This is a genomic window from Burkholderia cepacia GG4, assembly GCF_000292915.1.
In the GTDB taxonomy this organism is placed as follows: domain Bacteria; phylum Pseudomonadota; class Gammaproteobacteria; order Burkholderiales; family Burkholderiaceae; genus Burkholderia; species Burkholderia cepacia_D.
Genome location: NC_018514.1, coordinates 2,282,680 through 2,304,571 on the forward strand (window position 1 = coordinate 2,282,680; position 21,892 = coordinate 2,304,571).

23 protein-coding genes and 1 pseudogene are annotated in these 21,892 nt (G+C 62.1%); 8 read left to right on the forward strand and 16 right to left on the reverse strand.

The features are described 5' to 3' along the window. Nucleotides 1-21: 21 nt before the first annotated feature. Nucleotides 22-840, reverse strand: a complete 819-nt coding sequence (locus tag GEM_RS25880) for an AraC family transcriptional regulator (RefSeq protein ID WP_014900375.1) — start codon at nucleotides 838-840, stop codon at nucleotides 22-24. A gap of 77 nt (nucleotides 841-917) precedes the next feature. Between GEM_RS25880 and panB the strand changes: the two genes are divergently transcribed. Next, a complete protein-coding gene (panB, locus tag GEM_RS25885) occupies nucleotides 918-1,769 on the forward strand; it encodes a 3-methyl-2-oxobutanoate hydroxymethyltransferase (RefSeq protein ID WP_014900376.1) in 852 nt (283 codons plus the stop codon). Nucleotides 1,770-1,788: 19 nt separating this feature from the next. On the opposite strand, the gene GEM_RS25890 is transcribed toward panB, so the two are convergent. Continuing rightward, nucleotides 1,789-2,280 carry an Lrp/AsnC family transcriptional regulator gene (locus GEM_RS25890; RefSeq protein ID WP_014900377.1) on the reverse strand — a complete coding sequence of 164 codons (492 nt, stop codon included), beginning with the start codon at nucleotides 2,278-2,280 and terminating at the stop codon, nucleotides 1,789-1,791. 156 nt (nucleotides 2,281-2,436) lie between these two features. Between GEM_RS25890 and glmS the strand changes: the two genes are divergently transcribed. Beyond that, the gene (glmS, locus tag GEM_RS25895; protein WP_014900378.1) at nucleotides 2,437-4,266 is read left to right on the forward strand and encodes a glutamine--fructose-6-phosphate transaminase (isomerizing); all 1,830 of its coding nucleotides are present in this window, start codon (nucleotides 2,437-2,439) and stop codon (nucleotides 4,264-4,266) included. Between the two features lie 120 nt (nucleotides 4,267-4,386). Then, nucleotides 4,387-4,482: pseudogene (locus tag GEM_RS31580) on the forward strand (H-NS family nucleoid-associated regulatory protein); the annotation flags it as partial. A gap of 469 nt (nucleotides 4,483-4,951) precedes the next feature. On the opposite strand, the gene GEM_RS30600 reads toward GEM_RS31580, so the two are convergent. The 3 genes from GEM_RS30600 to GEM_RS25905 are packed head-to-tail and all read right to left on the reverse strand — an operon-like array spanning nucleotide 4,952 to nucleotide 7,415. After that, nucleotides 4,952-5,236, reverse strand: coding sequence for a PAAR domain-containing protein (locus GEM_RS30600; RefSeq protein WP_014900379.1), 285 nt, complete (start codon nucleotides 5,234-5,236; stop codon nucleotides 4,952-4,954). After that, nucleotides 5,233-6,201: a DUF6708 domain-containing protein gene (locus GEM_RS25900; RefSeq protein WP_014900380.1), complete on the reverse strand. Its 969-nt coding sequence runs from the start codon at nucleotides 6,199-6,201 to the stop codon at nucleotides 5,233-5,235. Before GEM_RS25900 ends, GEM_RS30600 begins: the two co-directional genes overlap by 4 nt. An 11-nt stretch (nucleotides 6,202-6,212) precedes the next feature. Continuing rightward, nucleotides 6,213-7,415, reverse strand: a complete 1,203-nt coding sequence (locus tag GEM_RS25905) for a hypothetical protein (RefSeq protein ID WP_014900381.1) — start codon at nucleotides 7,413-7,415, stop codon at nucleotides 6,213-6,215. A gap of 535 nt (nucleotides 7,416-7,950) precedes the next feature. On the opposite strand from GEM_RS25905, the gene GEM_RS32035 reads away from it, so the two are divergent. The 4 genes from GEM_RS32035 to GEM_RS25925 all read left to right on the forward strand — a co-directional run bounded on the left by GEM_RS32035 (nucleotide 7,951) and on the right by GEM_RS25925 (nucleotide 10,933). Further along, nucleotides 7,951-8,127 carry a hypothetical protein gene (locus GEM_RS32035; RefSeq protein ID WP_014900382.1) on the forward strand — a complete coding sequence of 59 codons (177 nt, stop codon included), beginning with the start codon at nucleotides 7,951-7,953 and terminating at the stop codon, nucleotides 8,125-8,127. Between the two features lie 72 nt (nucleotides 8,128-8,199). Further along, nucleotides 8,200-8,733, forward strand: a complete 534-nt coding sequence (locus GEM_RS25915) for a hypothetical protein (protein WP_014900383.1) — start codon at nucleotides 8,200-8,202, stop codon at nucleotides 8,731-8,733. A gap of 4 nt (nucleotides 8,734-8,737) precedes the next feature. Next, on the forward strand, nucleotides 8,738-9,286 hold the full coding sequence (locus GEM_RS25920) for a hypothetical protein (protein ID WP_014900384.1): 549 nt from the start codon (nucleotides 8,738-8,740) through the stop codon (nucleotides 9,284-9,286). Between the two features lie 522 nt (nucleotides 9,287-9,808). Next, nucleotides 9,809-10,933 carry a hypothetical protein gene (locus GEM_RS25925; protein ID WP_014900385.1) on the forward strand — a complete coding sequence of 375 codons (1,125 nt, stop codon included), beginning with the start codon at nucleotides 9,809-9,811 and terminating at the stop codon, nucleotides 10,931-10,933. A gap of 226 nt (nucleotides 10,934-11,159) precedes the next feature. Here GEM_RS25925 and GEM_RS25930 read toward each other — a convergent pair whose 3' ends face one another. Both GEM_RS25930 and GEM_RS25935 read right to left on the reverse strand, forming a co-directional pair. After that, nucleotides 11,160-11,972, reverse strand: a complete 813-nt coding sequence (locus GEM_RS25930; RefSeq protein WP_014900386.1) for a hypothetical protein — start codon at nucleotides 11,970-11,972, stop codon at nucleotides 11,160-11,162. 150 nt (nucleotides 11,973-12,122) lie between these two features. Continuing rightward, nucleotides 12,123-12,938, reverse strand: coding sequence for a DUF6597 domain-containing transcriptional factor (locus GEM_RS25935; RefSeq protein ID WP_014900387.1), 816 nt, complete (start codon nucleotides 12,936-12,938; stop codon nucleotides 12,123-12,125). A 120-nt stretch (nucleotides 12,939-13,058) separates the two neighbouring features. Between GEM_RS25935 and GEM_RS25940 the strand changes: the two genes are divergently transcribed. Then, nucleotides 13,059-13,718 carry a glutathione S-transferase family protein gene (locus GEM_RS25940; protein WP_014900388.1) on the forward strand — a complete coding sequence of 220 codons (660 nt, stop codon included), beginning with the start codon at nucleotides 13,059-13,061 and terminating at the stop codon, nucleotides 13,716-13,718. Between the two features lie 45 nt (nucleotides 13,719-13,763). Here GEM_RS25940 and GEM_RS25945 read toward each other — a convergent pair whose 3' ends face one another. From GEM_RS25945 to GEM_RS25980, 9 genes are all read right to left on the reverse strand, one after another. Then, nucleotides 13,764-14,852: a porin gene (locus GEM_RS25945; RefSeq protein ID WP_014900389.1), complete on the reverse strand. Its 1,089-nt coding sequence runs from the start codon at nucleotides 14,850-14,852 to the stop codon at nucleotides 13,764-13,766. 246 nt (nucleotides 14,853-15,098) lie between these two features. Further along, complete coding sequence (locus GEM_RS30605) at nucleotides 15,099-15,434, reverse strand: Rieske (2Fe-2S) protein (RefSeq protein ID WP_014900390.1); 336 nt, start codon at nucleotides 15,432-15,434, stop codon at nucleotides 15,099-15,101. 3 nt (nucleotides 15,435-15,437) lie between these two features. Further along, a complete protein-coding gene (locus GEM_RS25950; RefSeq protein WP_014900391.1) occupies nucleotides 15,438-15,749 on the reverse strand; it encodes a YciI family protein in 312 nt (103 codons plus the stop codon). Between the two features lie 5 nt (nucleotides 15,750-15,754). Next, nucleotides 15,755-16,627 (reverse strand): intradiol ring-cleavage dioxygenase, encoded by an 873-nt coding sequence (locus tag GEM_RS25955; RefSeq protein WP_014900392.1) that lies wholly within the window; start codon nucleotides 16,625-16,627, stop codon nucleotides 15,755-15,757. Between the two features lie 28 nt (nucleotides 16,628-16,655). Further along, nucleotides 16,656-17,723 carry a maleylacetate reductase gene (locus GEM_RS25960; RefSeq protein WP_014900393.1) on the reverse strand — a complete coding sequence of 356 codons (1,068 nt, stop codon included), beginning with the start codon at nucleotides 17,721-17,723 and terminating at the stop codon, nucleotides 16,656-16,658. A gap of 7 nt (nucleotides 17,724-17,730) precedes the next feature. Then, nucleotides 17,731-19,197 carry an aldehyde dehydrogenase family protein gene (locus GEM_RS25965; RefSeq protein WP_014900394.1) on the reverse strand — a complete coding sequence of 489 codons (1,467 nt, stop codon included), beginning with the start codon at nucleotides 19,195-19,197 and terminating at the stop codon, nucleotides 17,731-17,733. A 32-nt stretch (nucleotides 19,198-19,229) separates the two neighbouring features. Then, nucleotides 19,230-20,249 carry a hypothetical protein gene (locus GEM_RS25970; RefSeq protein ID WP_014900395.1) on the reverse strand — a complete coding sequence of 340 codons (1,020 nt, stop codon included), beginning with the start codon at nucleotides 20,247-20,249 and terminating at the stop codon, nucleotides 19,230-19,232. Between the two features lie 42 nt (nucleotides 20,250-20,291). Next, the gene (locus tag GEM_RS25975) at nucleotides 20,292-20,786 is read right to left on the reverse strand and encodes a hypothetical protein (protein ID WP_014900396.1); all 495 of its coding nucleotides are present in this window, start codon (nucleotides 20,784-20,786) and stop codon (nucleotides 20,292-20,294) included. A gap of 114 nt (nucleotides 20,787-20,900) precedes the next feature. Beyond that, complete coding sequence (locus GEM_RS25980) at nucleotides 20,901-21,830, reverse strand: LysR family transcriptional regulator (protein ID WP_014900397.1); 930 nt, start codon at nucleotides 21,828-21,830, stop codon at nucleotides 20,901-20,903. Nucleotides 21,831-21,892 lie beyond the last annotated feature (62 nt).

Consider the following 21,892-nt stretch of genomic DNA (forward strand, 5'->3'; position numbering starts at 1 on the left):
TGAGCGGCGCGCGCGGCCGCTTCAATCGGCCAGCACCGGCCGGCGCGCCTCACGCTTCGCATACGCACCGGGCGTCATGCGGAATTTCGCCTGGAACAGCGCGATGAAGGACGACGTCGAGTCATAGCCGAGTTGCGCGGCGACCATGCCGATCGGCTCGCCCGCGTCGAGCAACGGCAACGACGCCAGCAGCCGCACGGCCTGCCGCCATTCGGTGAACGACAGCCCGGTATCCTGCCGAAACAGCCGCGACAGCGTGCGCCGCGTCGCGCCGACCTGATGGCCCCATTCGTCGAGACTCCGCGTATCGCCCGGCGACGCGTGCAACCCACGTGCGATCTTCAGCAGGCGCGCATCGCGCGGCAGCGGCACCGTCAGCGGTGCCGGCCGCATGCGCGCGATCCGGTCGGCGATCAGGCAGACGAGCGCACCGTCCGGCCCGGTCTCGTCGTAGTTCACCGGCAGCTCGCCGGTGGCAATCACCAGCTCGCGCAGCAGCGGCGTCATGCAGAGGATCGTGCAATCGTCGTGCGCGTCGTCGCGCGCGATCGCTTCGTCGAGATAGAGGCTGTGGAACGCGACGCAATCGCGGGTCGTCACGGCATGCGGCACGTTCGGCGGAATCCACATCGCATAGTGCGGCGGCAGCAGATGCTGGCCGAACGGCGTCGATACCTCGAGCACGCCGCTCGTCGCATACATCAGCTGGGCCCACGGATGACGGTGCGCATCGACGCTCACGTTGCCGGGAATCTCGAACGCGCGCACGAACAGCGGCCTCGGCAGGCGCGCCATCGGCGGCACCGCGTAAGGGTCGGCCGGTTGTCCCGCCAGCAACATAAGACGTCCTCCGAAGGTCATTGCACGAACGAGCGCGATGCTACCGTGACGGCTCTTCTTTCACACGGCTTCCGTTCATGAGCGCTCATACCCGCAGCACCCGCAAGACCGTCACCGCAATCCGTTCGACGAAGGGCATCGGCAGCCTCGTGTCGCTGACCGCGTATTCCGCGCCGATGGCGAAGCTGGTCGACGAGGTGGCCGACGTGATCATCGTCGGCGACTCCGTCGGCATGGTGCTGTACGGGATGCCCGATACGCTGCGCGTCACGCTCGACATGATGATTGCACACGGCGCGGCCGTGGTGCGCGGTGCCGCGCAAGCCTGCGTCGTCGTCGACCTGCCGTTCTCGACGTACCAGGAATCGCCCGCGCAAGCCTATCGCTCCGCCGCGCGCCTGCTCGCCGAAACCGGCGCGCAAGGCGTGAAGCTCGAAGGCGGCAGCGAGATGGCCGATACGATCCGCTTCCTGACCGATCGCGGCATTCCGGTGATGGCGCATGTCGGCCTCATGCCGCAACAGGCGAACGCGACCGGCGGCTTCCGCGCGCAAGGAATGGACCCGCGCTCGGCCGGGCAGGTGTTCGACGCCTCCTGCGCCGCCGAGCAGGCCGGCGCGTTCAGTGTCGTCATCGAGGGCACCGCCGAAGCGCTCGCGCGACATGTAACAGCAACGCTGGCGATCCCGACGATCGGCATCGGCGCATCGCCGGCCTGCGACGGGCAGGTGCTCGTGACCGAGGACATGATCGGCGCATTCGACTCGTACACGCCGCGTTTCGTGAAGCGTTACGCCGATGCGAATGCCGTGATGCGCGACGCGATCCGCCAATACGCGCACGACGTGCGTCAGTGCGCGTTTCCCGAGCCCGCGCATTGCTTCGGGTATGGCAAGCCGCTGCAACTGACGGACGCGGCCGCGGCTTGAAGTCGGGTTGACGACGCGATCACGCGCGCTTGCGCATCGCATGCGCGACCCGCGCGTTCGCCTCGAACTTCGCGCGATGCGTCGAGAAGAACGTCCGCACGTTGCGGACGTTCGATGCACCGGTGAACAGCCGCCGCGCGAACTCGTCGTATTCGGCGACGTCGGCCAGGTCGGCCACCACCACGAAATCCGGCCCCGGCGACACGCGGTAGCACTGCGTGACCGCCGGCTCCGCACACACGTAGGCTTCGAACGCGTCGTAGTCTTCGGCCGTCTGCCTGTCGAGGCTGATCTCGATCAGCGCCGTGACGGCCGTGCCGATCGCTGCCGGATCGAGCACCGCGACCTGGCGGCGGATCACGCCCGCCTCCGTCAGCCGCCGCACGCGACGCATGCAGGTCGGCGGCGACGACAGCGCGCGCTCGGCCAGTTGCAGGTTCGACACCGACGCGTCCTCCTGCAGGATCGCGAGGATGCGCAGGTCGAGATCGTCGAGCGTGATGCCGGCCATTGGCGGCTCCTTCCGGTCAGGGCGTGCAATTTAATTTCAACATGGTACCAGATCGCCTGTTCGTTTCATTTGTCGACGTATTTTGAAATTTAATTCCATTCGTGCACCTCTACCATCGCTGTCACGGGTCCAGACAGGACATTTACGGAGCGCGATATGTGTGGAATTGTCGGGGCGGTCGCCCAGCGGGACATCCTGCCGAACCTCGTCGACGGGCTGAAGCGGCTCGAATACCGCGGCTACGACTCGTGCGGCGTCGTGGTCTATCGCGACCGCGCGCTGGCACGCGCGCGCAGCGTCGACCGCGTCGCCAACCTGCAGCGCGAGATCGCCGCGCAGGCGCTGTCGGGCTACACCGGCATCGCGCATACGCGCTGGGCGACTCACGGCGCGCCCGTCACGCTCAACGCGCATCCGCACTTCTCGCCCAGTGACGACAACGCGCGTGTCGCGCTGTCGCACAACGGCATCATCGAGAACTGCGATCAACTGCGCGCGGAGCTGCAGGCGCATGGCTACGTGTTCGCGAGCCAGACCGACAGCGAGGCAATCGCGCATCTGATCGACCATCTGTACGACGGCGACCTGTTCGACGCGGTGCGCCGCGCGGTCGCGCGATTGCGCGGCAGCTACGCGATCGCGGTGATGTGCCGCGACGAGCCGCACCGGATCGTCGGTGCGCGCGACGGGATGCCGCTCGTCGTCGGTGTCGGCGAGGGAGAGAATTTTCTCGCGTCGGATGCGATCGCGTTGTCGGGCATCACCGATCGCATCGCTTACCTCGAGAACGGTGATGTCGCTGATATCCAGCTGCATCGCTACTGGATCGTCGATGCGGCCGGCCAGCGCGTCGAGCGTGCGGTGCAGCGGGTCGCCGCGCATAGCGGTGCGGCTGATCTCGGCTCGTATCGCTACTACATGCAGAAGGAAATCTTCGAGCAGCCGCAGGCGGTGGCCGATACGCTGCTCGATGTCGAGTCGATCATGCCGGAGCTGTTCGGCGACGGTGCGTGGCGCGTGTTCAACGAGGTCGATTCGGTGTTGTTGCTCGCGTGCGGCGGCAGTTATCACGCGGCGCTGACCGCGAAGTACTGGATCGAGAGCATCGCGAAGCTGCCGGCGAGCGTGGAAATTGCGAGCGAGTATCGCTATCGCGACAGCGTGGCGAATCCGCGTACGCTGGTCGTTGCGGTGTCGCAGAGCGGAGAGACGGCTGACGTGCTCGGAGCGGTGCATGTCGCGAAGCAGCGCGGGATGATGCATACGCTCGCGATCTGCAACGTCGCGACGAGTGCGCTGATGCACGAATGCGCGCTGCAGTTCGTCACGCGTGCAGGGATCGAGATCGGGGTGGCTTCGACGAAGGCTTTTACGACGCAGCTCGTGGCGTTGTTCTTGCTGACGTTGTCACTGGCGCAGGTGCGCGGACGGTTGAGTGACGACGAGGAGAAAGAGCATCTGCGCGCGCTGCGGCATCTGCCCGATGCGATGTCGAAGGTGCTCGCGCTGGAGCCACAGATCATGGGCTGGTCGGAACTGCTCGCGCGACGCGACAACATGCTGTTTCTCGGACGCGGAATGCATTATCCGATCGCGCTCGAAGGAGCGCTGAAGATGAAGGAGATTTCTTATATCCATGCGGAGGCTTATCCCGCCGGGGAGTTGAAGCATGGGCCGCTGGCGTTGGTTAGTCATGAAATGCCAGTGATTGCGGTGGCGCCGAATGATGCGCTTTTGGAAAAGCTCCGGTCGAACATGCACGAGGTCAGTGCGCGGAATGGCAGGCTTTTCGTGTTCGCGGATGTGGACTGTGGGTTGGTGCCGAGTGAAGGGATCGAGGTGATTCGACTTAACGAGTACTACGGGCCGCTTTCGCCGATCTTGCATACGGTGCCGATGCAGTTGCTGGCTTATCACGCGGCGTTGGCAAGGGGGACGGATATTGATAAGCCGAGGAATCTGGCTAAGTCGGTTACGGTGGAGTGATGACACCAGTGCCCGAAATTGACTCTGAACGCGCGTGGCCTGTTGTGCCGCGCGTATGCCTACATTGGGCAAAAACGCACACGTCGTTATTGCGATGAATTTCTTACAGCCTGTAGCGAGAACCCGAAGACTGGCGAGACGTGGTCGGGGCGTGGCCGCGCTCCGCTCTGGATTCGCGACGCAAAGAATCGCGACCGCTTTCTCATTGCGCAGTAAGGCAACAAGCTGGGCAACGCCGTGCGCGTCACAATTTATGCGCGCGGCTTCGAGAATTCACCATGAATCAGGCCTCGCACGCAAACTCCCAGAACGCTGACTATAGACGATGAGTGCCGCTGCTGCCTGGTGCGAAAACTTCCGGCGCGCGCTCACTCTGTTGAACCAGCACGCCAGGAACGTGGCTTTCCAGATGCCGTTCCGGGCAGACCTGACCCGTGTGCGCCGTCTGCGGGGCGATGACTATGGGCGATGCAGTGGCAGGTTCCGCAATCGTCCCCGCGAAATCTACCGAGTCCTTCCGGTCGACAATGTGCTCGCCCAACGAAGAGTCATTCAGCTCTAGGCGGTCAATAAGGGCAACGGCCTCAATAGCCCAGTAGCCCAGTAGCCCAGTAGCCCAGTAGCCCAGTAGCCCAGTAGCCCAGTAGCCGAAAATAGTTCCGCGTTCATCCGAAACGTCGGAGTGTCATGTCTTTATTGAGCCAAGAGTCTGCGACGCCACCAGCTTCGGCAGTGGCTCACATTTGCATTGGCACAAATCGTTCTCCAATGCGACCTGCTTACCCATCATCGTCATCGTGCGTGGTGAGCCGTCGCTTATGATGACACCCGTCGTGCCACAGGCGGGGCACTGAACGGGGGCGCCAAGATAAGCGAAAGGTTGGCCTTGCAACGACGTCCCAGCGATACCATCAACCACAACCCCGTCGCGGTCGGTCTTATCGCTCTGACGAATGAACTGTCGGCTCATGCTGTAATCCCGTTCGAAGGCATCGCAGCGTTGCACGCCCGCTCAACTTCCTCGGGCCACACTGGTTCGCGACAGGTCCGTTGTGCGATGTAGTAGGCAACCGCAAGGATGAATGTCGGCAGTGCAGCAATAACCGTCACCAAAAACATAACCGGATTCCCCGGCCTCAACAGGTCTGATGCACCATCAAACTGCAACTTTAGAGAATTTCGGAGCGAGACTTCTGTAGTGAGGAATTCGGTTACCGGAGGTACCGCAGATGGCCCCCCCTCCATAAAACGCCGATAGTATTCAAAGTCTTGGTAAAGCTCTTCCAGCGCCTGCTGTCCAGTCGGGCTGTTTTCGTCAAATGCCAGCTCTACGTACTTTCCGATGGAGAACGTGCCGATAACCAACCCCTTGTCGTTAAGCACAAGGCAACGGACCATACGAGGTGCTGTTGCCGCGAGACCAGCTTTGGGCTTGCGCTCAATGTACAAAAACGCGCTATCCCATGGAACGGAGAAGACGCCACCTGGCCCGTTGTGACGAAAAGCGTATATCGTGCGGTCCAAGCGGTTAAACCGTATCGGCTTGCGAGTGTAATTAAAGCAATCGACGAGAAGCGCTCGCACTGTTACTGCGAGCCCGCCAATGCCAGCTAATGTGAAAATGGCCAGCAGGAAGTAAACAATACCCCCCTGTCCTTTTTCCCGAACAGCGATTGGCATGTGTGTCGCTATCCACATAAACATCGCGACAAGGCAGAAGAAGAGGAGCCCAGCGGTAGAAAACGCCAGTAACCCCCAGCCCTTTTCACGATAAAGGCCATCACATACCTCCAGGTAGGTATCGGTTACTTTGAAGACCGTACCCGCGCTCTTCGCCCTGTCAGTGCACGGTTTGTTGATGTGCAGCTGTGCCGATGACTCCGTATCCGTTACCGGTCGATTGAGCTTGTACCGGGAGTGTCCGTCGAAAGCCATACTGGCTCCATTCAAGAAAAAATTGCTGTGAACGCCTTGCGGTCCTCTTCCAGGCGTTCAAATCTTTCGCTAGTCGCCTTGATACCGAAATAGCATTGCTCTAGCCAATCGTCCACTTCTCGACTCTTGAAATAGTTAATCAACACGCCGATAAGAGCAGCGAGAAGGAGCAACGGCAAGGTCAAAACACTTCCTAAAAATGCAGCAACGACCAAGGCCCCTCCGATAAGTGCCGACGTAGTGTAGAGCGCAAACATAAGGATATTTCCGTGCTCGAGTTCATCGTAGGCGTGGTATGCGTCGATAGCCGCCGATACCAACCCGACAACAGCCCCGCCGAACCGAGCAACGATTCCCAGGAATCGCCCGACCTTGGCCATGCCTTCGGATAGTTTTACGCCCGCCTTCTGCAACTGCTCCAGCGCAGACGAACCATATTGCGCAACGCCCGCCACGAGCCCACCAATTGCGTTGTCGAACTTGACGCCGGCTTCCGTTTGATTGAACCGGTTCGACTTCTTCAATTCTTCCCGAGCAAAACGAAGATTGATTGCGCTGAATATTGCCCCGATGCCCGCAAACCCAGGTTCTCCCTTCGCCATGAGCCGGAATTTTGGCATGTAAATCGTCTCGACCACGTCGGGCGTCAGCGTCGCGCTGGCCAACTTCTCGAAGCCGGGTTTGGCCTTGACGCTTGCCGAGGCAGCGGCCTCTGTCACCGGGCTTTCGACTGGCACGAACTGCTTCGCCTTAATTTCCGGGTCCGCGCCTCCGCCTACGGTGGCCTTGTCCTGAAGTTGCTTTTTCAGATCCTGCACGCTGATTTTCTGTCGGCCCGGCATCATCTCCTGCATCTGACGCGCGATGTAGTTCACCCACTGATTCACCGAGCCATATACTGCCTTAAACTCGAACAACTGTTTCGTCCGCATGCACAGAGTCGCATATAGCACTTTCGCCGCGGCCGTATCTACGCCCGCGCTGACTGCCTCAGCCATGGGCCCACCTGTCTCATGTAGCAGCCACGCCAGCGCCTTCGCAACGGCAACCTTGATGCCCATATCCTTCGACTCTTCTACCAGCTCTATCTTGCTGTACGACTCAATGAGCTTCGCAACGAACTCTCTCAGTTCGATGTACGGATATCCGCGCTTCAAACAGCCAGGTGTCTTGGACCCAGCAAGGGGAGCGGCGGCTGAATTAAAAACTTCCATGCTTTAGTGGAGCTGCTGACCGATTTTTTGGCCAACGATTTCTTTAAAAGAACACTATCTTCGTACGAAGGTCGCCCGCCAGTAGCCGGATTAGACAATGATAAGTTTATTTCAAATTGGTTACGGGTTGCAATTCGCCAATCTCTGTTCTACGCTTTCTTTGCCAACAAGATGTAGCTTGTTACTCACCTCACCGTGAGCGTTAGTGGTGTCCGGGGAAAGTGCAGTAGTGAACCAAGACGAACCCGCGACAATGGACACTTGCTTACGACACGCATATCCCCTCATCCGTCAGTAGCTCCCAGGCGCACCCATGCGGTGCCCGCACGCGTTTATCTCTTCGCATTTCTAATGCGCGGGGGAGCTTACGTGTGTCGACGCTCGCCTGCGTTAAGCCCCAGGTGGAGCGATGACGGCAGTTTAGAGGTCACGCAAACGAATCACGCGTGACGCCGCTTTCGTTTTGAAAACATTCAGCCCACATCGGGCGCCGGTCCCGACGATTGACCTTGGAGCCTCCTTGAAGGAGTGGTTCATGAACAAGAAAAGGCATCTTCTGTTCAGTTTCCTCGCGGCGAGCCACGACGTGCTCAACGCAACGACCGGCGTCACGCGGGTCAGCTACCCGACTGACCCGACTGGCGGCACCACGACGTCGGTCGCGTATCCAGTGGACCCGGTTGTTCCAACCGACCCGTTCCAGCTTCAGTAGCGGAGCCGACTTTCTCGCAAAGGCCGTCAACGACTACTACTCGTTGGCAGCTTATTCATACGGAGGTTAGCCATGAAAACAACCCTCGTGGCCCACTCGCGTGCGCCCCTGCTTGTAGCGACGGTCGTCGGCGCGATGATGCTTGGCGCGCATCCAGCCCAAGCCCAGCAGAAGAGCCCGATTTCCTATCAGGTTTCCGCCGGGAATAGCAAGTACACGGACAAGCACGAAATTGATGTCGGCGATGTGCCGGGCCACCGCATGCGGGTATTCCAGCTGCATCGAACCTTTCCCAAAGACACGGCAGCGTTTTCCGGGGTGCCGGTCAAGGAGCAGACGACAACCGGCGAAGCGGAACTGCCGGATGGTCCCGTCGTCGCATACGTGGTGTACACGCTCGCCAATGGAGACAAGATTTTTGGGCGGTACGAGGGGACTGGACAATACGCGGGTGACCGACTGACCGTCGTGGGAAATACCATCCTTACCGGCGGCACCGGAAAATTCAAAACACTTCGCGGTCTGTTGCACAACTCGACCATCGTGCAGCCCTCGAAGGACATCAACGAGACGAAAGCCGAAGGCACGTACTGGATGCAGGAGTGACGCGATGAAGCGCTTAACTTTGACTCGTGCAAGGGCTGTTGTGGCGGTTGTAGCCACCGCCGGGATGGTGGGTGCGACCGGCGGATGGGCGCAGGCCCCGCAGAAGAACACGATTTCCTTTTCGGTGCCGGCCGCCAATACCAAATACACGCAACAACACGCCCTCGACATTGGCGACATGCCCGGCCACCAGATTCGAATCTTCGAAAACCATCGAACCTTCCCCAACGACCCGCCTGCATTTGCCGGCGTCCGGATCAGGGACTTCGTCACGCGTGCGGCAACCGACCTGGTTGACAATGACGGCCGGGTGTCAGGCTACGTGGTGTTTATCCTTGCCAATGGCGACAACGTATTTGGCCGGTTGGAAGGGACGACTCGCGCGTCGGTGGGACAGTCGGGCGGGCGGCGCACCGCGATGGTCAATATCGTGCTGACTGGCGGCACCGGGAAGTTCCAAGGCATTCGGGGTACGTTGCAGCAGTCCTCGGTCGCTGAACCTTCAAAAGGCTACAACGAGAGCAAGTTCGAGGGTGTGTACTGGCTGGAATAGGCAGAACAGTCGACGACAACCAACAGGCCGCGCAGAAGATGCTCATAGTCGACAAGGCATTGGGATCCCGGATCCTGAAGGCCTCGTGAAAGCCACTTGCCCGATGCGCAACACGCACTGCCTCTGAGGAGGCCATCATGAAATCTCTTTTCTCGACGCGCGACGACCTTGCCACGCCCCCCGCGCGTTTCTTGCAAGCAGCCGACTCCTCGCGGGCAACCATGCGCTTTCTTCGGGCGCGGAATAACTCATCAATGTTTCCCTTCTGCTCATTGGGAGCACGCCATGAAGGATTGAGTCTCATTTTTTAAGAGAGCATCTCAAGCAACAGCATTCGTCATATGGGTCGCAACGATATTGACTGCACGCGGCGGTGTCAACGCAGGTACCGACGGGGCAGCTGTCAACAATTCGGCTTCGTCTACGCCTGCAAACGGAGGATAGGACACTTTACGTAGCGAACTTGGTCTTGTATTGCCTTGTTGTCCACCCGAAGTGGTTAACACCAAATGGAGGTATCAAATGTTTGCATGCTCTGGTGTTTCTTCGCGCAGTGGTTCCTTTCGAACAACATTTCGTTCAACGTATCGTTCGGTATCGCGCGCCATCTTGCTGTCAGCGGTGGTACTCAGTGCGTTTTCGGTAGGCCCCTCGGCGCGAGCGCAGTCACTGTTCATCGGCGACGCGGGGGACAATTCCGTCAAGCAGTTCAATGCAAGCGGAGCCTATCTTGACTCATTTGTTGCCCCTGCGGCTGCCGGGCTGGACGGGCCCAGGGGGATGATTTTTACGGATGGGCAACTCGTGGTCGTCAACCAGAATTTGAACGCCACCGCATCCGGCGAGATTCTGCGCTTTGACGACAGAGGCACATTTGTTGGCAAGCTTGTCGCCTCGAGCGACCGACACGCACCGTTTGCGCCGCGCGGCATCGTGCGCGGAGGGCCAGGTAATCAATATTACGTGGCGGATATCGTCGGGGGGAACGGGTGCGCGGCCGGCAATGTAAAGGAATATAACAATAATGGCGCGTTTGTAGGCAGTCTCACGCCGAACCCTCAGGTGTTCACCGATGTGTTCCATCCGCGCGGCGTTGTATTTGGCCCCGACGGTCTCTTGTACGTCTCGGCATCGGGTTGCCTCGACACCCCGACCGACCCGCTCTTCAACCCGGTGACCGGATACATCCTGCGTTTCAATGCCGCCAATGGCAAATTCGTTGACGTGTTCGCCTCCAATGCCACCGTTCCGAACCTCCATCGTCCTGAGGGTCTGGTCTTCGACAACGCAGGCCACTTGTGGGTCACGAGCTTCCGTGCAAACCCGAACGATAGCGATAGAATCCTCGAACTCGACGGCAAGACTGGAACCCGCATCACGGAAATTCCGTTATCGACGCCTCCCGGAGCCAGAGCCTTTGCACAGGCAATTGTTCTCGGGCCGCACAACACGCTGTATATCCCCATCACTGGCGGCGACTCTACGACGACTGGTCAGGTGTGGCGTTGCAGTACGACGGCAACGACAACACCTGTGCCGTGCGACATCATCGTCAAGTCCAACTCCGCCGGCGGCCCGCTGCTGCAGCCGTGGTATCCAATCTTCAGAAACAGTGACCCTGCAACCCTTAAATACAACGAAGACTGAATTTTCCTGGTGCGTTGCGCGTGGCAACCGGATATCAAGGTAACGGCCGAGATTTTCCAGCGCTTGGCAAAAGCTTGAGGTGCTGCACGCAACGCTGTCCGAACGCGAGGCGAATGTCTTAGCGTTTCTATCAGGAGCATTTGCACTTAAATGCATCTAATCCTGCGACTTAAGATCGCCCGTTTTCGACGAGAAAGTCCGACCATCGCCTCGTACAAGAAAAATCCTACTTCGACAACCGCAGCTTCTTCGACAGCACGACACCACTCGACGGACTTACCAGCGAGATGGCATGAATATCCATGTGCAAAGTAGAGATTCTGGTCGTAATGTCCGTCGGCTCATCAATGCTCGGATCGACATGCTCGTTTTGTTCGGTCAGGTAAGGCCGAACCAGGCGCCCGGAAAAAACGAGTGCGAAGTCGCCATGCGTTTGGGCGTACACGGCGGGCGAAACCCGCATGCGGCTACGAACCGTGGTCTTTTTGCCTTGCCCGGGTTCGAGTTCGATGATGTCGACCTGCTGGATGTACCCCTTCGCCTTCGCTTCGGGTGCAATCACGAGCCCGCGCCCTCGTGGCCCCGTGATGACCTTTCTGAGCAGGATGCCCGTCCGGTCGTCGCGCTCTGCGTCGAACAGGTCGACGTCCAGCGTCAACAGGTGCCGCTGTGATCGGTACCTCAGCCCGTACCGCACCGGCACCACGAACGTCACATCACGATCCAGATCGACGGCCGCCAGGTCGGGATTCGGCACATGCCGGTCGGCCGCGCTGGAGACCAGGCCGCGAACCCGGTCGCTCAAGGAAGGCGAGACGGTGCTGATGTGCTGCTTCTTCAGGACATCCCGAATGGCAACCGGGTCGTCGCCGACAATCGGTCGTGCGGGTGACGTGTCGTGAGTGACAGCGGACGCGATGCGCGTCGTGCCGTCGACAGCCTCCGCCTCTGCATGCGTCGCGACTGGCGCCAGCATCATCGTCAGGGCGACGACGCACACGAAGTTCGAACGAGCCAACTTGGATTTCCGGTGAAACACGACGAACTCCTGATTTGCTTGCAGATCGGTCAACGACAAGCACTATAGGGCGGAATGATCGGCAACGCACCCGCTGTTTGAAATTCACCGATGGCCGGCACGCCATGCGACACCCCATATAGAGCCGACGCCCATCAGGAATCCGCAACCTCAGCCCTGCCGATCCGCCCGCCGATACTCCGCCGGCGCCTTCCCCACCAGCTTGCGGAAATCGCGCGTGAAATGCGCCTGATCGAAATACCCGAGCGCCTGAGCCAGTTCCGCGAGATCGACCGGCTCGCCGCCAGCGAGCTTGTCGGCAGCCTCATGCAGGCGGTAGCGACAAATCACCCACTTCGGCGTCACCCCCACATAGTCGGAAAAGAGCTGCTGCAGCGTGCGCTCGCTCAACCCCGCACGTTCGGCCAGATCACGCACCTGCGTGAGACCGATGTCCTCCTGGAGCATTTGCAAAATGGCATGAATGCGCTCGACCTGCGGATCGGCCGGCGGCCGCACCCGCAACAGCAGCGTCTCCGCCGCCGCCACCATCCCGGCGTCATCCGCGGCACCGAGCACCGCGTCTTCGGCTTCAGCATCGCCGCAGTCGAGCAGCGTCGACACCGGCAGCACCTTGTCCGTCGACAAATGCACCGGCTTGCCGAAGAACGCGCGAAACGCCCCCGGCCGGAACCGCAAACCGATCACCCGCCCCGCCCCAGCCAACGTCGTCTCGAACGCGCCCGACACCACACCGAAGATCCCCGTCTGCCGCCGATCGAACACCAGATTCACGCACGGATACGGCAGCGTGCGCTGCACATACGGCGACTGGTCGCGCAGATCCCATTCGACGATCCAGTGGTGATCCAGCACCCCGGCCAGTTCGGCACACGGGTGATAACGATTCAGGCGGAAGCGCTGATTGATGGCTTTCGGGCCGACGACGCCTTTGGGCGTGTCGGTCACGTTACGCAAGTCGGCCATGGTGACAAACCGTTGAGGTGACTGCGCAATGATGCACCGCCGCAGCGGATTTTTCCAAGACGGCGCCCCGCGACCGTCCTACATTGGAATACCTGTCCCGAACGCACTCCGGAGCCCGCGATGCCGCAAGACCGTCACCTGACCCTGTACCACTCTCCGCGCAGCCGATCGGCCGGCGCGCGGATGCTGCTCGAGGAACTGAGCGCCGACTATGAACTGCACGCGTTCGAGCTCTCCGCCGGGAAACACCATGAACCCGACTACCTCGCCATCAACCCGATGGGCAAGGTTCCCGCACTGCGCCACGGCGACGTGATCGTCACCGAGCAGGCTGCCGTCTACATGTACGCGGCGGAACTGTATCCGGAGGCCGGCCTGTCGCCGGCGCCGGGCGATTCGCTGCGTGGACCGTATCTGCGCTGGATGACGTTCTATGGTTCGTGCCTGGAGCCGGCCATCGTCGACCGCTCGATGAATCGCCCGCCCGCGGCCTATTCCACGTCGCCCTACGGCGACTTCGATGCCGTCATCAACGCGATCGATGCACAACTGGCGAAGGGGCCCTACCTGCTGGGCGAGCGCTTTACGGCGGTCGATGTGCTGTGGGGCTCGGCGCTGAACTGGACCACGATGTTCAAGCTGGTACCCGAGACGCCGCGCATTCGCGCCTATATCGACCGCGTGCTTGCTCGCCCGGCCATCCAGCGCGCGCAGGCGGCAGATGCGGCGCTGGCGGCGGAACAGGACAAGGCCAAAGCGGCAGCCGCAGTTGCCAAGTAGTCCGGTGCAGGGCGGACCTTGACGCAAGTTCAGCCCGCCTCCCGGTCAAAACATCGTATGCACCCCGACCCGCGCCACCGCCTGACTCGCTGAACTCGACGCCCCATTCGGATCGAGCACACCGTTGATCTGCGCGTTCGCGCCGCTGTTCGCGCGTTGATAATCCGCGGACACATAAACCATCGTCCGCTTCGTCAACAGGTATTGCAGCGCGACGCTGACCTGATGCGCATGGTTGTCGTTCACGGCCTCGTTGCCCTTCATGTACATGTACTTCGCGCCGAGAAAGACGTCCGGCCTGATCCGCCACACGCCACCGGCTTCGGCCATCCACACGGCGGCGTCGTTGAACGAATTGCGCACGGTAGTCAGCAACGCCTTCGCAGTCACCGCACCGAAGTCATAGTGCATCCCGACGCCCCAGTTGCGCACACTGGTCGACGGCGTACCGGGCGCCGGACCGTACTTCTCGTTCGTATAGGCCGCGCCGATCCCGAACGCGCCGACTTCATAGTTCAACCCGGCACTCACGGTATTGTCCGCGCCGACGGAACCGGCCACGCCGCCGAACGCATACATCACACCACCGGAAAACCCCGCGATCGTCGGCGAACTGTATTTGACCGAATTCGCAACCGGCTTGCTGCCTGCCGTGCGGTCCCAGTCGAACGCGCCGGTCGGGTTACCCGGAAGCGCAAGCCGCTGAAACGGACCATTCCGGAATCCGTACAGCCCCGAGAGATCCATCGAAATCGCATTCCCCTTCGCAAACAGGGAATCCACCATGAAGTCGTATTGATTCCCCAGCCTGACGCTGCCGAACCGGTCGCTCTCGATGCCCACGTATGCATTGCGCCCGAAGATTCCGGTCCCGATGATGGCGCCGTTCGCCATCGAGAACTGGTTCACGAGCGCGAACGTCGCGTGATATCCGCCGCCGAGGTCTTCCGTGCCGCGGAAGCCGAACAGGTTCGGGGTGAAGATGCCGTCGTCGAACTTGACGTTCTTCCCTCCGCCCTCGTTGCTGACATACGAGATACCGCTGTCGATCAGACCGAACATGGTCACGCTGCTCTGTGCGTACGCACCCTGCGCGATGGCAAGCATCGCGACAACTCCAAACCTGAGTTTCATTGTGTCTCCGTCTTTTTTCTGTCAATGCGAACCGGGCGCCCACTGTCTCGCGGGTACTCGCCCGATGCTTCGTGAAACAACGACTTCCCCAGCCCGGCTTCGCTTTCATCCGGGTCGCAAAAACGACGCCTTAATTAGTTTTACTGATTTAATGGAGCGGATCGAACTCCGCTCATTCTCGATTGCATCCAACCTGAAACGATTACCGCATGACCCGAATACCCTTGGTCGACCGCACCGTCCGGATCAGGCACCTCGACAAATCACCCAAGCCGTCGAATCCACCTCGACCGCGACGGCTTCCAGCCCGGCACCCGAACACGGCCCGTCGATACACACACCATCATCGAACCGGAACAGCGCGCTGTGATGCGCACACATCAGCACCTGGGACCGATAGCAAGACACATTGCCCGGCTCGAAATCGAGCGGAACCGAGAAATGCGGGCAACGATTGACATACGCCCACACCTGCTCGCCGCGCCGCACGACGATGACGGGCCGTCCGATACACGCTTCATCGACGACCCATGCCCCGCCGTCGGGCACATCCGAGAAGCGACAGAGTTGCGTGGCACCCATGACTCACACTCTCCGCTCGGGGTTGCCGAGGCTCCAGTCCCACGGACGAACTTCCACCCGCGAGAACAACCCTTCCTTCACATACGGATCGTTGCCGACGAACTGCATCACGGCATCGATATCGTCGGCCTCGATGACGAGCAGGGTGCCGTTCATCGCATCGCCCTGCGGGTCGAGTGTCGGCCCGCCGAGCCGCACATACACGCCGTGCTGCGCGGCGGAACGCAGGTAGTTCCGATGAGTCGACCGCACGCGGTCGCGCACGTCGCGCATCCCGGGCTGGTCCGTAGCAAACACCGCGAAAAATTGAGCCATGTCGATCAACTCCGGTCGAGCACGAAGTCATATGTCGCTTCGCGATACGGGCCGCTCAGTCCGACCCGACGCGCGAGTTCGTCATCTGCCGCGCGCGGGCGATAGGCGACCATCAGCGACGGCTTCACGCCGAAGACGGCATCCGATTTCAGATACGCGCCCTCCTCGTCGAACAGATGCGTGACGAGCTTGCGGTAGCCCGGCGCGTCGATCATGAAGTGCAGATGCGCGGGCCGCCACGGATGGCGGCCGGTGGCATCGAGCATCGTCCCGACCGGGCCGTCGGTCGGAATCGGATAGCTGACCGGCAGAATCGTCGTGATCGCATAGCGGCCTTCGGCATCGGTCCGGTAGCGGCCGCGCAGATTGCCATGCGGCTGTTCCTGGTCCTGCCCGGAATACATGCCGTTGTCCGCGGTCTGCCACACGTCGAGCACGGCGCCCTGCACCGGCGCGCCGTCGGTGGTGAGCACGCGACCATGCACGATGACCGGCGTGCCGGGCGTGAACGCCATGTTCTCGCCATACGCGCGGTCGGGCATGCCCTCGATGTAGAACGGGCCGAATACGGTCGTTTCCGTCGCGCCGGTGGCGAAGCGATGATTGATCGCATCGACCAGCATCGACACGCCCAGCGTGTCCGACAACAGGATGAATTCCTGCCGCACCACGTTGTCGCACATCTGCCCGGTTTCGGTCAGGAAGCGAATCGCCGCCATCCACTCGGCCTCGGTCAACTCCGTTTCGCGGACAAACGCATGCAGATGCCGCACGAGGCTCTGCATCAGCACGCGCAAGCGCGGATCCGGCGTACCGTCGAAGCTGGCAACGACCTGCTCGGTCAGCCGGGTGTCACCGTCATGATGACCATTCGTCACGTTCGTCTCCTTTGATGCATTCGGCCGCTCAATGCGGCTCGCGCCCTTCCCACGCATGCTGCAACAGTTCACGAATGGCCGTGCGCTCGATCGGGCGCGGATTCGCGTAAGGGTTCCGGCAGGCGAGGTCGGCGGCCTCGTCGAGGCCCGCTTCCGGCATCCCGATGTCGGCGAGCGCCACCGACAAGCCGAGCTGCTGATTCAACCGGAACAACAGCGGGCCGGCATCGGCCGCGTCGGTACCGCCCAGCGCCCGCGCAACCCGTCGCAGCGCGTCGGGCGCCGCGGCATGGTTGTAGTGTGCGGTATGCGGCAACATCGCGGCGTGCGTCTGCGCGTGCGGCAGATTGAAGGTGCCGCCCAGGGTATGACAGAGCTTGTGGTGCAACGCCATGCCGACCGCGCCCAGACAAGTGCCGGCGAGCCATGCGCCATACAGCGCGCGGCTGCGCATCTCGCGATCGTCGGGCGTGCGGACGATGGCGGGCAGCGCCTCGCCGAGCGCACGAATCGATTCTTCCGCCATCAGGCTGATCACCGGGTTCGCATCTTCCGCATAAAGCGCTTCGACCGCATGCGCCATCGCATTGACACCGGAAGCCGCCGAAATCCCCGGCGGCAGCGAAAGCGTCAGGGACGGGTCATAGAGCACCGTGCGCGGCAGCACGCGGGCATCGCGCCCGGTGCGCTTCAGCCGGCCTTCCGTGAGGCCGAAAATCGGCGTCATCTCCGAGCCTGCGTAAGTGGTCGGCACGGCGAGAATCGGCAGCGACGACTCGAGCGCGATCGCCTTGCCGAGCCCGATCGTCGAGCCGCCGCCGATCGCGATACAGCAGTCCGCGCCCAGCTCGGCGGCCATCTCGCGCGCGCCACGTGCAACTTCGACCGGCACGTGCATCACGGCCTGCGCACACACGCCGGCCGCACGCTCGCCGAGCACGCTTCTGACACGTTCGGCGAGCGGCTGCTGCTCGGGTGTCGACAGAATCAGCGCCCGCTGCACGCCGAGCGTGGACAGCTCGTCCGGCAAGCGTTCGAGCGCCCCCCATTCGAACACCACGCGGGAAGGGGTTCCCTGATAGACGAAGCGCTCCATTGCGGCCTCAGCGCTTGAAATGCGGCGGCACCTTGCCGTCGACGTTGACCCACACCGAGCGCGCTTCCGTGTAGTCGTGCATCGCCTCGAAACCCATCTCGCGGCCGTAGCCCGACTTCCCGATGCCGCCGAACGGGCTGCCCGGATTGACGCGCTTGTAGCAGTTGATCCAGCACATGCCTGCGTCGATTTTGGACGCCATCCTGTGCGCGCGGGACAGGTCGTTGGTCCAAAGGCCGCTGCCGAGCCCGTATTCGGTCGCGTTGGCGATCGCCAGCGCTTCCTCGTCGCTGCTGAAGCGCAGCACGGTGACGAACGGCCCGAACACTTCCTCCTGCGCAACCCGGTCGGCCGCGCTCTTCGCCTCGATGATGGTCGGGCGCACGTAGTAGCCGTTGGCCAGCGCCGGCTCCTGCGGCGCGCTGCCGCCCGCGAGCACGCGGCCACCCTGCTCGCGCGCGACGTCGACGAACGACAGCACGCGATCGAGGTGCTGCTTCGACGTCAGCGGGCCCATCTCGGTGTCCGGGTCCAGCGGATTGCCGACGCGAATCGACGAAGCCAGCGACACGAAGCGCTCGAGGAACTCATCCGCGATGCGTTCGTGCAGCACGAGACGCGAACCCGCGATGCACGCCTGCCCCTGGTTGTGAAAGATCGCCCATGCGGCACCGTTGATGGCCGCATCGAGGTTCGCATCGTCGAAGACGATGTTCGCGCCCTTGCCGCCCAGTTCCAGCTGCACGCGCTTCAGGTTGCCCTGCGAGGCCTCGACGATCCGGCGGCCCGTCGCCGTCGAACCCGTGAACGCGATCTTGCCGACGCCGGGGTGTTCGGCGAGCCGCTGGCCGGCCGTATGCCCGTAACCGGGGACGATATTGACGACACCCGCCGGGAACCCGACCTCGGCCATCAGCTCGACGATGCGCAACGTCGACAGCGGCGTGATTTCCGACGGCTTGAGCACGACCGTGTTGCCCGCGGCCAGCGCCGGGCCCATCTTCCAGCTCGTGAACATCAGCGGGAAATTCCACGGCACGATCTGGCCGACGACGCCGATCGGCGCGCGCTGCACATAGTTCAGGAAGCCGGTTTCGACGGGAATCACCGAGCCCTGCAGCTTGTCGGCCATGCCGCCGAAGTAGCGGAAGCAGCCTGCCGTGCGCGGCACGTCGAGCGCACGCGAATCGCGGATCGGGTGACCGGTGTCCAGCGATTCGAGCTGCGCGAGTTCCTCCGCGTTGGCCTCGATGGCATCGGCGAGGCGCAGCAGCAGCCGGCCGCGCTCGGCCGCCGGCATGGCCGACCATGTCGGGAACGCGCGGGCGGCGGCTTCGACGGCGAGATCCACATCCGCCGCGGTGGCGGCGGCAATTTTGGTGATCAGCGAGCCGTCGTGCGGATTGAGCACGTCGATCGTGCCGCGGTCGACGGCGTCAACGAAGCGCCCGTCGATGAAGAGTTGGGTTTGCATGAATCGTCCTCGAATTTTTGCGGAAGCGCTGCTTAGAACGCGATCGGATACGGCGCAAGCTCGCCGCTCTCGTATCGTTGCGGAAGGTTCGGCGTCGCGTTTTCCCAGACCAGCAGCATCGAGCGCTTCGTCGAGTAGCCCTGATGCCGGATGTCGGCGGGCATCGCGCAAATGTCGCCGGCCCGCATCGTGATGCGCGCGCGCGGCGCACCGGTGTTCTTGTCGCCGATGTCCCACACGATTTCGTCCGACAGCTGCAGGAACCATTCGACGCGGTCGTTGCCATGGAACACCGGCAGGATGAATTCCTCGGTGGTCGGGCAGAACAGGCTGCGCCCGCACACGGAGGTGACGGACGGATTCCACGTGACGTCCGAGCGGGACAGGTACTTGAACAGGTTGAACGCGTGCAGTTCGCCTTCGAAGCCCGGCTTCACATGCACTTCCGGCTCGTCCTGGCCGACGTCGAGGAACGCGCGGTTGACCGGCAGCTCGTCGCGCAGCGGCGAGTCGCCTTCGAGGCCCGGCATGCGGCGCGTCGCGATGCGCGTGCGTTCGATCGCCGAGCCGTTCTCGCCGTGCTTGCGGCCGAACGCCGTGCCGGTTTCCTCGGGCGCCGCGAACGGATCGAATCCTTCGTTGGTCCAGTCATGCAGCATCGCCTTGAAGGTCGCCATGATGAGCGGCGTTTCGAAGGTCTCGGTGTAGTCGACGCCGGCTTCCTTCAGGATGCCGTTGAAGGTGCCCGCATACATGTCGACCTTGCCGTAGTGATTGCGCGTGCCGAACACGTGATCGAAATTCACCCAGCCGTAGAAGAAGCCCCACGCCACGTCGCGCATCATCGCGCGCAGGAAGGCGTCCGCGGGCATCGCATGCGTGCGCGTCTGGCCTTTTGCCGGCCAGCTGATTTTCACGAAGTACTCGTCGCGCTGGAACGCGAACTCGCCGAGCTGGAAGCGGCGGTAACCGGTGACGGCATCGGCTTCCGTGGCTTGCACCAGATCGGCGGCAAAGCCTGCGGAAAGATCGAGGGTCTCGAGGGTGGCCATAACGTGTCTCCTGGAATATTCGAATGGGGGCGGTCGGATGGATCAGTGCAGGCAGATGTCGGCCCACTTCTCGACGGACAGTTCGCCGAGCACGGTCTGCACGAGCGCGACGCCCGGCTTGCTGGCGGCGAAGCGATACGCGCAGCCGGCCGGCAACAGCGCCTGGTGCCCCTTGCGCAGGACGACGTAACCCATCTCGCGGCCCACCGGCTCCAGGCCAGCGCTCACGGTGCCGCGACCGGTGGTCGGCGGGTTGTCGAGCTTGATGAATTCGATGCGGACTTCGCCGTCCATCTGGATCGCGAACTCGTCGTGGGCGCATGCGAACCACGGCGACTGGCCGTCGGTCCGCAGCACTTCGATCACGTATTCGAGGTTCTTGCCGGCGACGACTTTTTCGTAGGGGGCCGACTTCGCTGCCACCTCGAAGACGTTCGAGAAGGCGTAGTGCTGCGCGCTGCCGCTGGTGATTTCGATCTCGCCCTTCGTGTAGCCGTCGAGCGAGCCAAAGACGGTGTGGAATGCCGTGTCGGTCATTGCTGTCTCCTGAGTTGAACCGCTTGTTGGATTCAACTTTAGGGGCACGGGGGCCCCTCAACAAGGCAACGGACCGCGACTACGGCATTTGCGTTTCGCGAATAATCGCCCCGCTCAACGGACCCAGCCGCGCTCCAGCAGCGGAAGGTCCCACGGCGACTCTTCGCCGATGTATTCGACGAGGAATTCGACCAGGGCCTTTACTTTCAACGCCTGTCGCTGCGTTGCGGGATACACCGCCGCGAAGCTCAGCGGCGCAAGCTGGAACTCGGTCAGGATCGGCACCAGCCGGCCCGCGACGAGCGCTTCGCTCGCGACCAGCGTGGGCAGGCACACGACGCCGCCGCCGGTCAGCGCGTACTCGCGCAGCAGGTGCACGGAGTTCGAGCGGATCATGCCCGGCAGCTCCATTTCGACGACTTCATCGCCGCGCGTCATGGTCCAGCGGTTACGCGACGGATAGCCCGAATACAAGGCCGTGGTGTGCTGCAGCAATTCGCGTGGATGTTGTGGCGCACCATGCGCCTCGAGGTACGCGGGCGACGCGCAGAAGAGGCGCCGCACCACGAACAGCCGCCGCTCGATCAGCGACTCGGAAATCGGCGGGAAGATCTGGAACGCGATGTCGAACCCTTCTTCGACAGGGTCCACGACACGGTCATTGACGATGATGTCGAGCTGGATGCCCGGATAGCGGCGATTGAATTCGGCGAGCGGCACGCCGAAGTGATCGAGCGCGAAGCCGGGCAGCATCTGGATCCGCAGCCGCCCGGTCGGTGTCGCGCGCAGCTCGCGCATCTGGTCGGTCAGCTCGTTGACGCGCCCTACCACCTCGGCGCACTCGCGGTAGAACGTCTCGCCGACTTCCGACAAGCGCACGTGGCGCGTGCTGCGATGGAACAAGGGCGCGTTGACGAACTTCTCCAGTTGCTGGATGCGGTTCGTCACGACCGAACTGGTCACGCCAAGTTGCCGAGCGGCTTCCGCGAAACTGCTCGCCTCGGCGACTCTGACGAATGCCTCGATGCTCAGAAACCGGTCCATACCGCGCCCATCCTGAATGCGAAACTGGCAGTCTAACCGCACCTGCCGGCCGGTTGGGTCAC

Excerpts from the sequence above, each read along its gene's own strand:
- GEM_RS25880 (WP_014900375.1), bottom strand. The coding sequence starts at position 840 with ATGTTGCTGGCGGGACAACCGGCCGACCCTTACGCGGTGCCGCCGATG.
- panB (WP_014900376.1), top strand. The coding sequence starts at position 918 with ATGAGCGCTCATACCCGCAGCACCCGCAAGACCGTCACCGCAATCCGT.
- GEM_RS25890 (WP_014900377.1), bottom strand. The coding sequence starts at position 2,280 with ATGGCCGGCATCACGCTCGACGATCTCGACCTGCGCATCCTCGCGATC.
- glmS (WP_014900378.1), top strand. The coding sequence starts at position 2,437 with ATGTGTGGAATTGTCGGGGCGGTCGCCCAGCGGGACATCCTGCCGAAC.
- GEM_RS30600 (WP_014900379.1), bottom strand. The coding sequence starts at position 5,236 with ATGAGCCGACAGTTCATTCGTCAGAGCGATAAGACCGACCGCGACGGG.
- GEM_RS25900 (WP_014900380.1), bottom strand. The coding sequence starts at position 6,201 with ATGGCTTTCGACGGACACTCCCGGTACAAGCTCAATCGACCGGTAACG.
- GEM_RS25905 (WP_014900381.1), bottom strand. The coding sequence starts at position 7,415 with ATGGAAGTTTTTAATTCAGCCGCCGCTCCCCTTGCTGGGTCCAAGACA.
- GEM_RS32035 (WP_014900382.1), top strand. The coding sequence starts at position 7,951 with ATGAACAAGAAAAGGCATCTTCTGTTCAGTTTCCTCGCGGCGAGCCAC.
- GEM_RS25915 (WP_014900383.1), top strand. The coding sequence starts at position 8,200 with ATGAAAACAACCCTCGTGGCCCACTCGCGTGCGCCCCTGCTTGTAGCG.
- GEM_RS25920 (WP_014900384.1), top strand. The coding sequence starts at position 8,738 with ATGAAGCGCTTAACTTTGACTCGTGCAAGGGCTGTTGTGGCGGTTGTA.
- GEM_RS25925 (WP_014900385.1), top strand. The coding sequence starts at position 9,809 with ATGTTTGCATGCTCTGGTGTTTCTTCGCGCAGTGGTTCCTTTCGAACA.
- GEM_RS25935 (WP_014900387.1), bottom strand. The coding sequence starts at position 12,938 with ATGGCCGACTTGCGTAACGTGACCGACACGCCCAAAGGCGTCGTCGGC.
- GEM_RS25940 (WP_014900388.1), top strand. The coding sequence starts at position 13,059 with ATGCCGCAAGACCGTCACCTGACCCTGTACCACTCTCCGCGCAGCCGA.
- GEM_RS25945 (WP_014900389.1), bottom strand. The coding sequence starts at position 14,852 with ATGAAACTCAGGTTTGGAGTTGTCGCGATGCTTGCCATCGCGCAGGGT.
- GEM_RS30605 (WP_014900390.1), bottom strand. The coding sequence starts at position 15,434 with ATGGGTGCCACGCAACTCTGTCGCTTCTCGGATGTGCCCGACGGCGGG.
- GEM_RS25950 (WP_014900391.1), bottom strand. The coding sequence starts at position 15,749 with ATGGCTCAATTTTTCGCGGTGTTTGCTACGGACCAGCCCGGGATGCGC.
- GEM_RS25960 (WP_014900393.1), bottom strand. The coding sequence starts at position 17,723 with ATGGAGCGCTTCGTCTATCAGGGAACCCCTTCCCGCGTGGTGTTCGAA.
- GEM_RS25965 (WP_014900394.1), bottom strand. The coding sequence starts at position 19,197 with ATGCAAACCCAACTCTTCATCGACGGGCGCTTCGTTGACGCCGTCGAC.
- GEM_RS25970 (WP_014900395.1), bottom strand. The coding sequence starts at position 20,249 with ATGGCCACCCTCGAGACCCTCGATCTTTCCGCAGGCTTTGCCGCCGAT.
- GEM_RS25975 (WP_014900396.1), bottom strand. The coding sequence starts at position 20,786 with ATGACCGACACGGCATTCCACACCGTCTTTGGCTCGCTCGACGGCTAC.
- GEM_RS25980 (WP_014900397.1), bottom strand. The coding sequence starts at position 21,830 with ATGGACCGGTTTCTGAGCATCGAGGCATTCGTCAGAGTCGCCGAGGCG.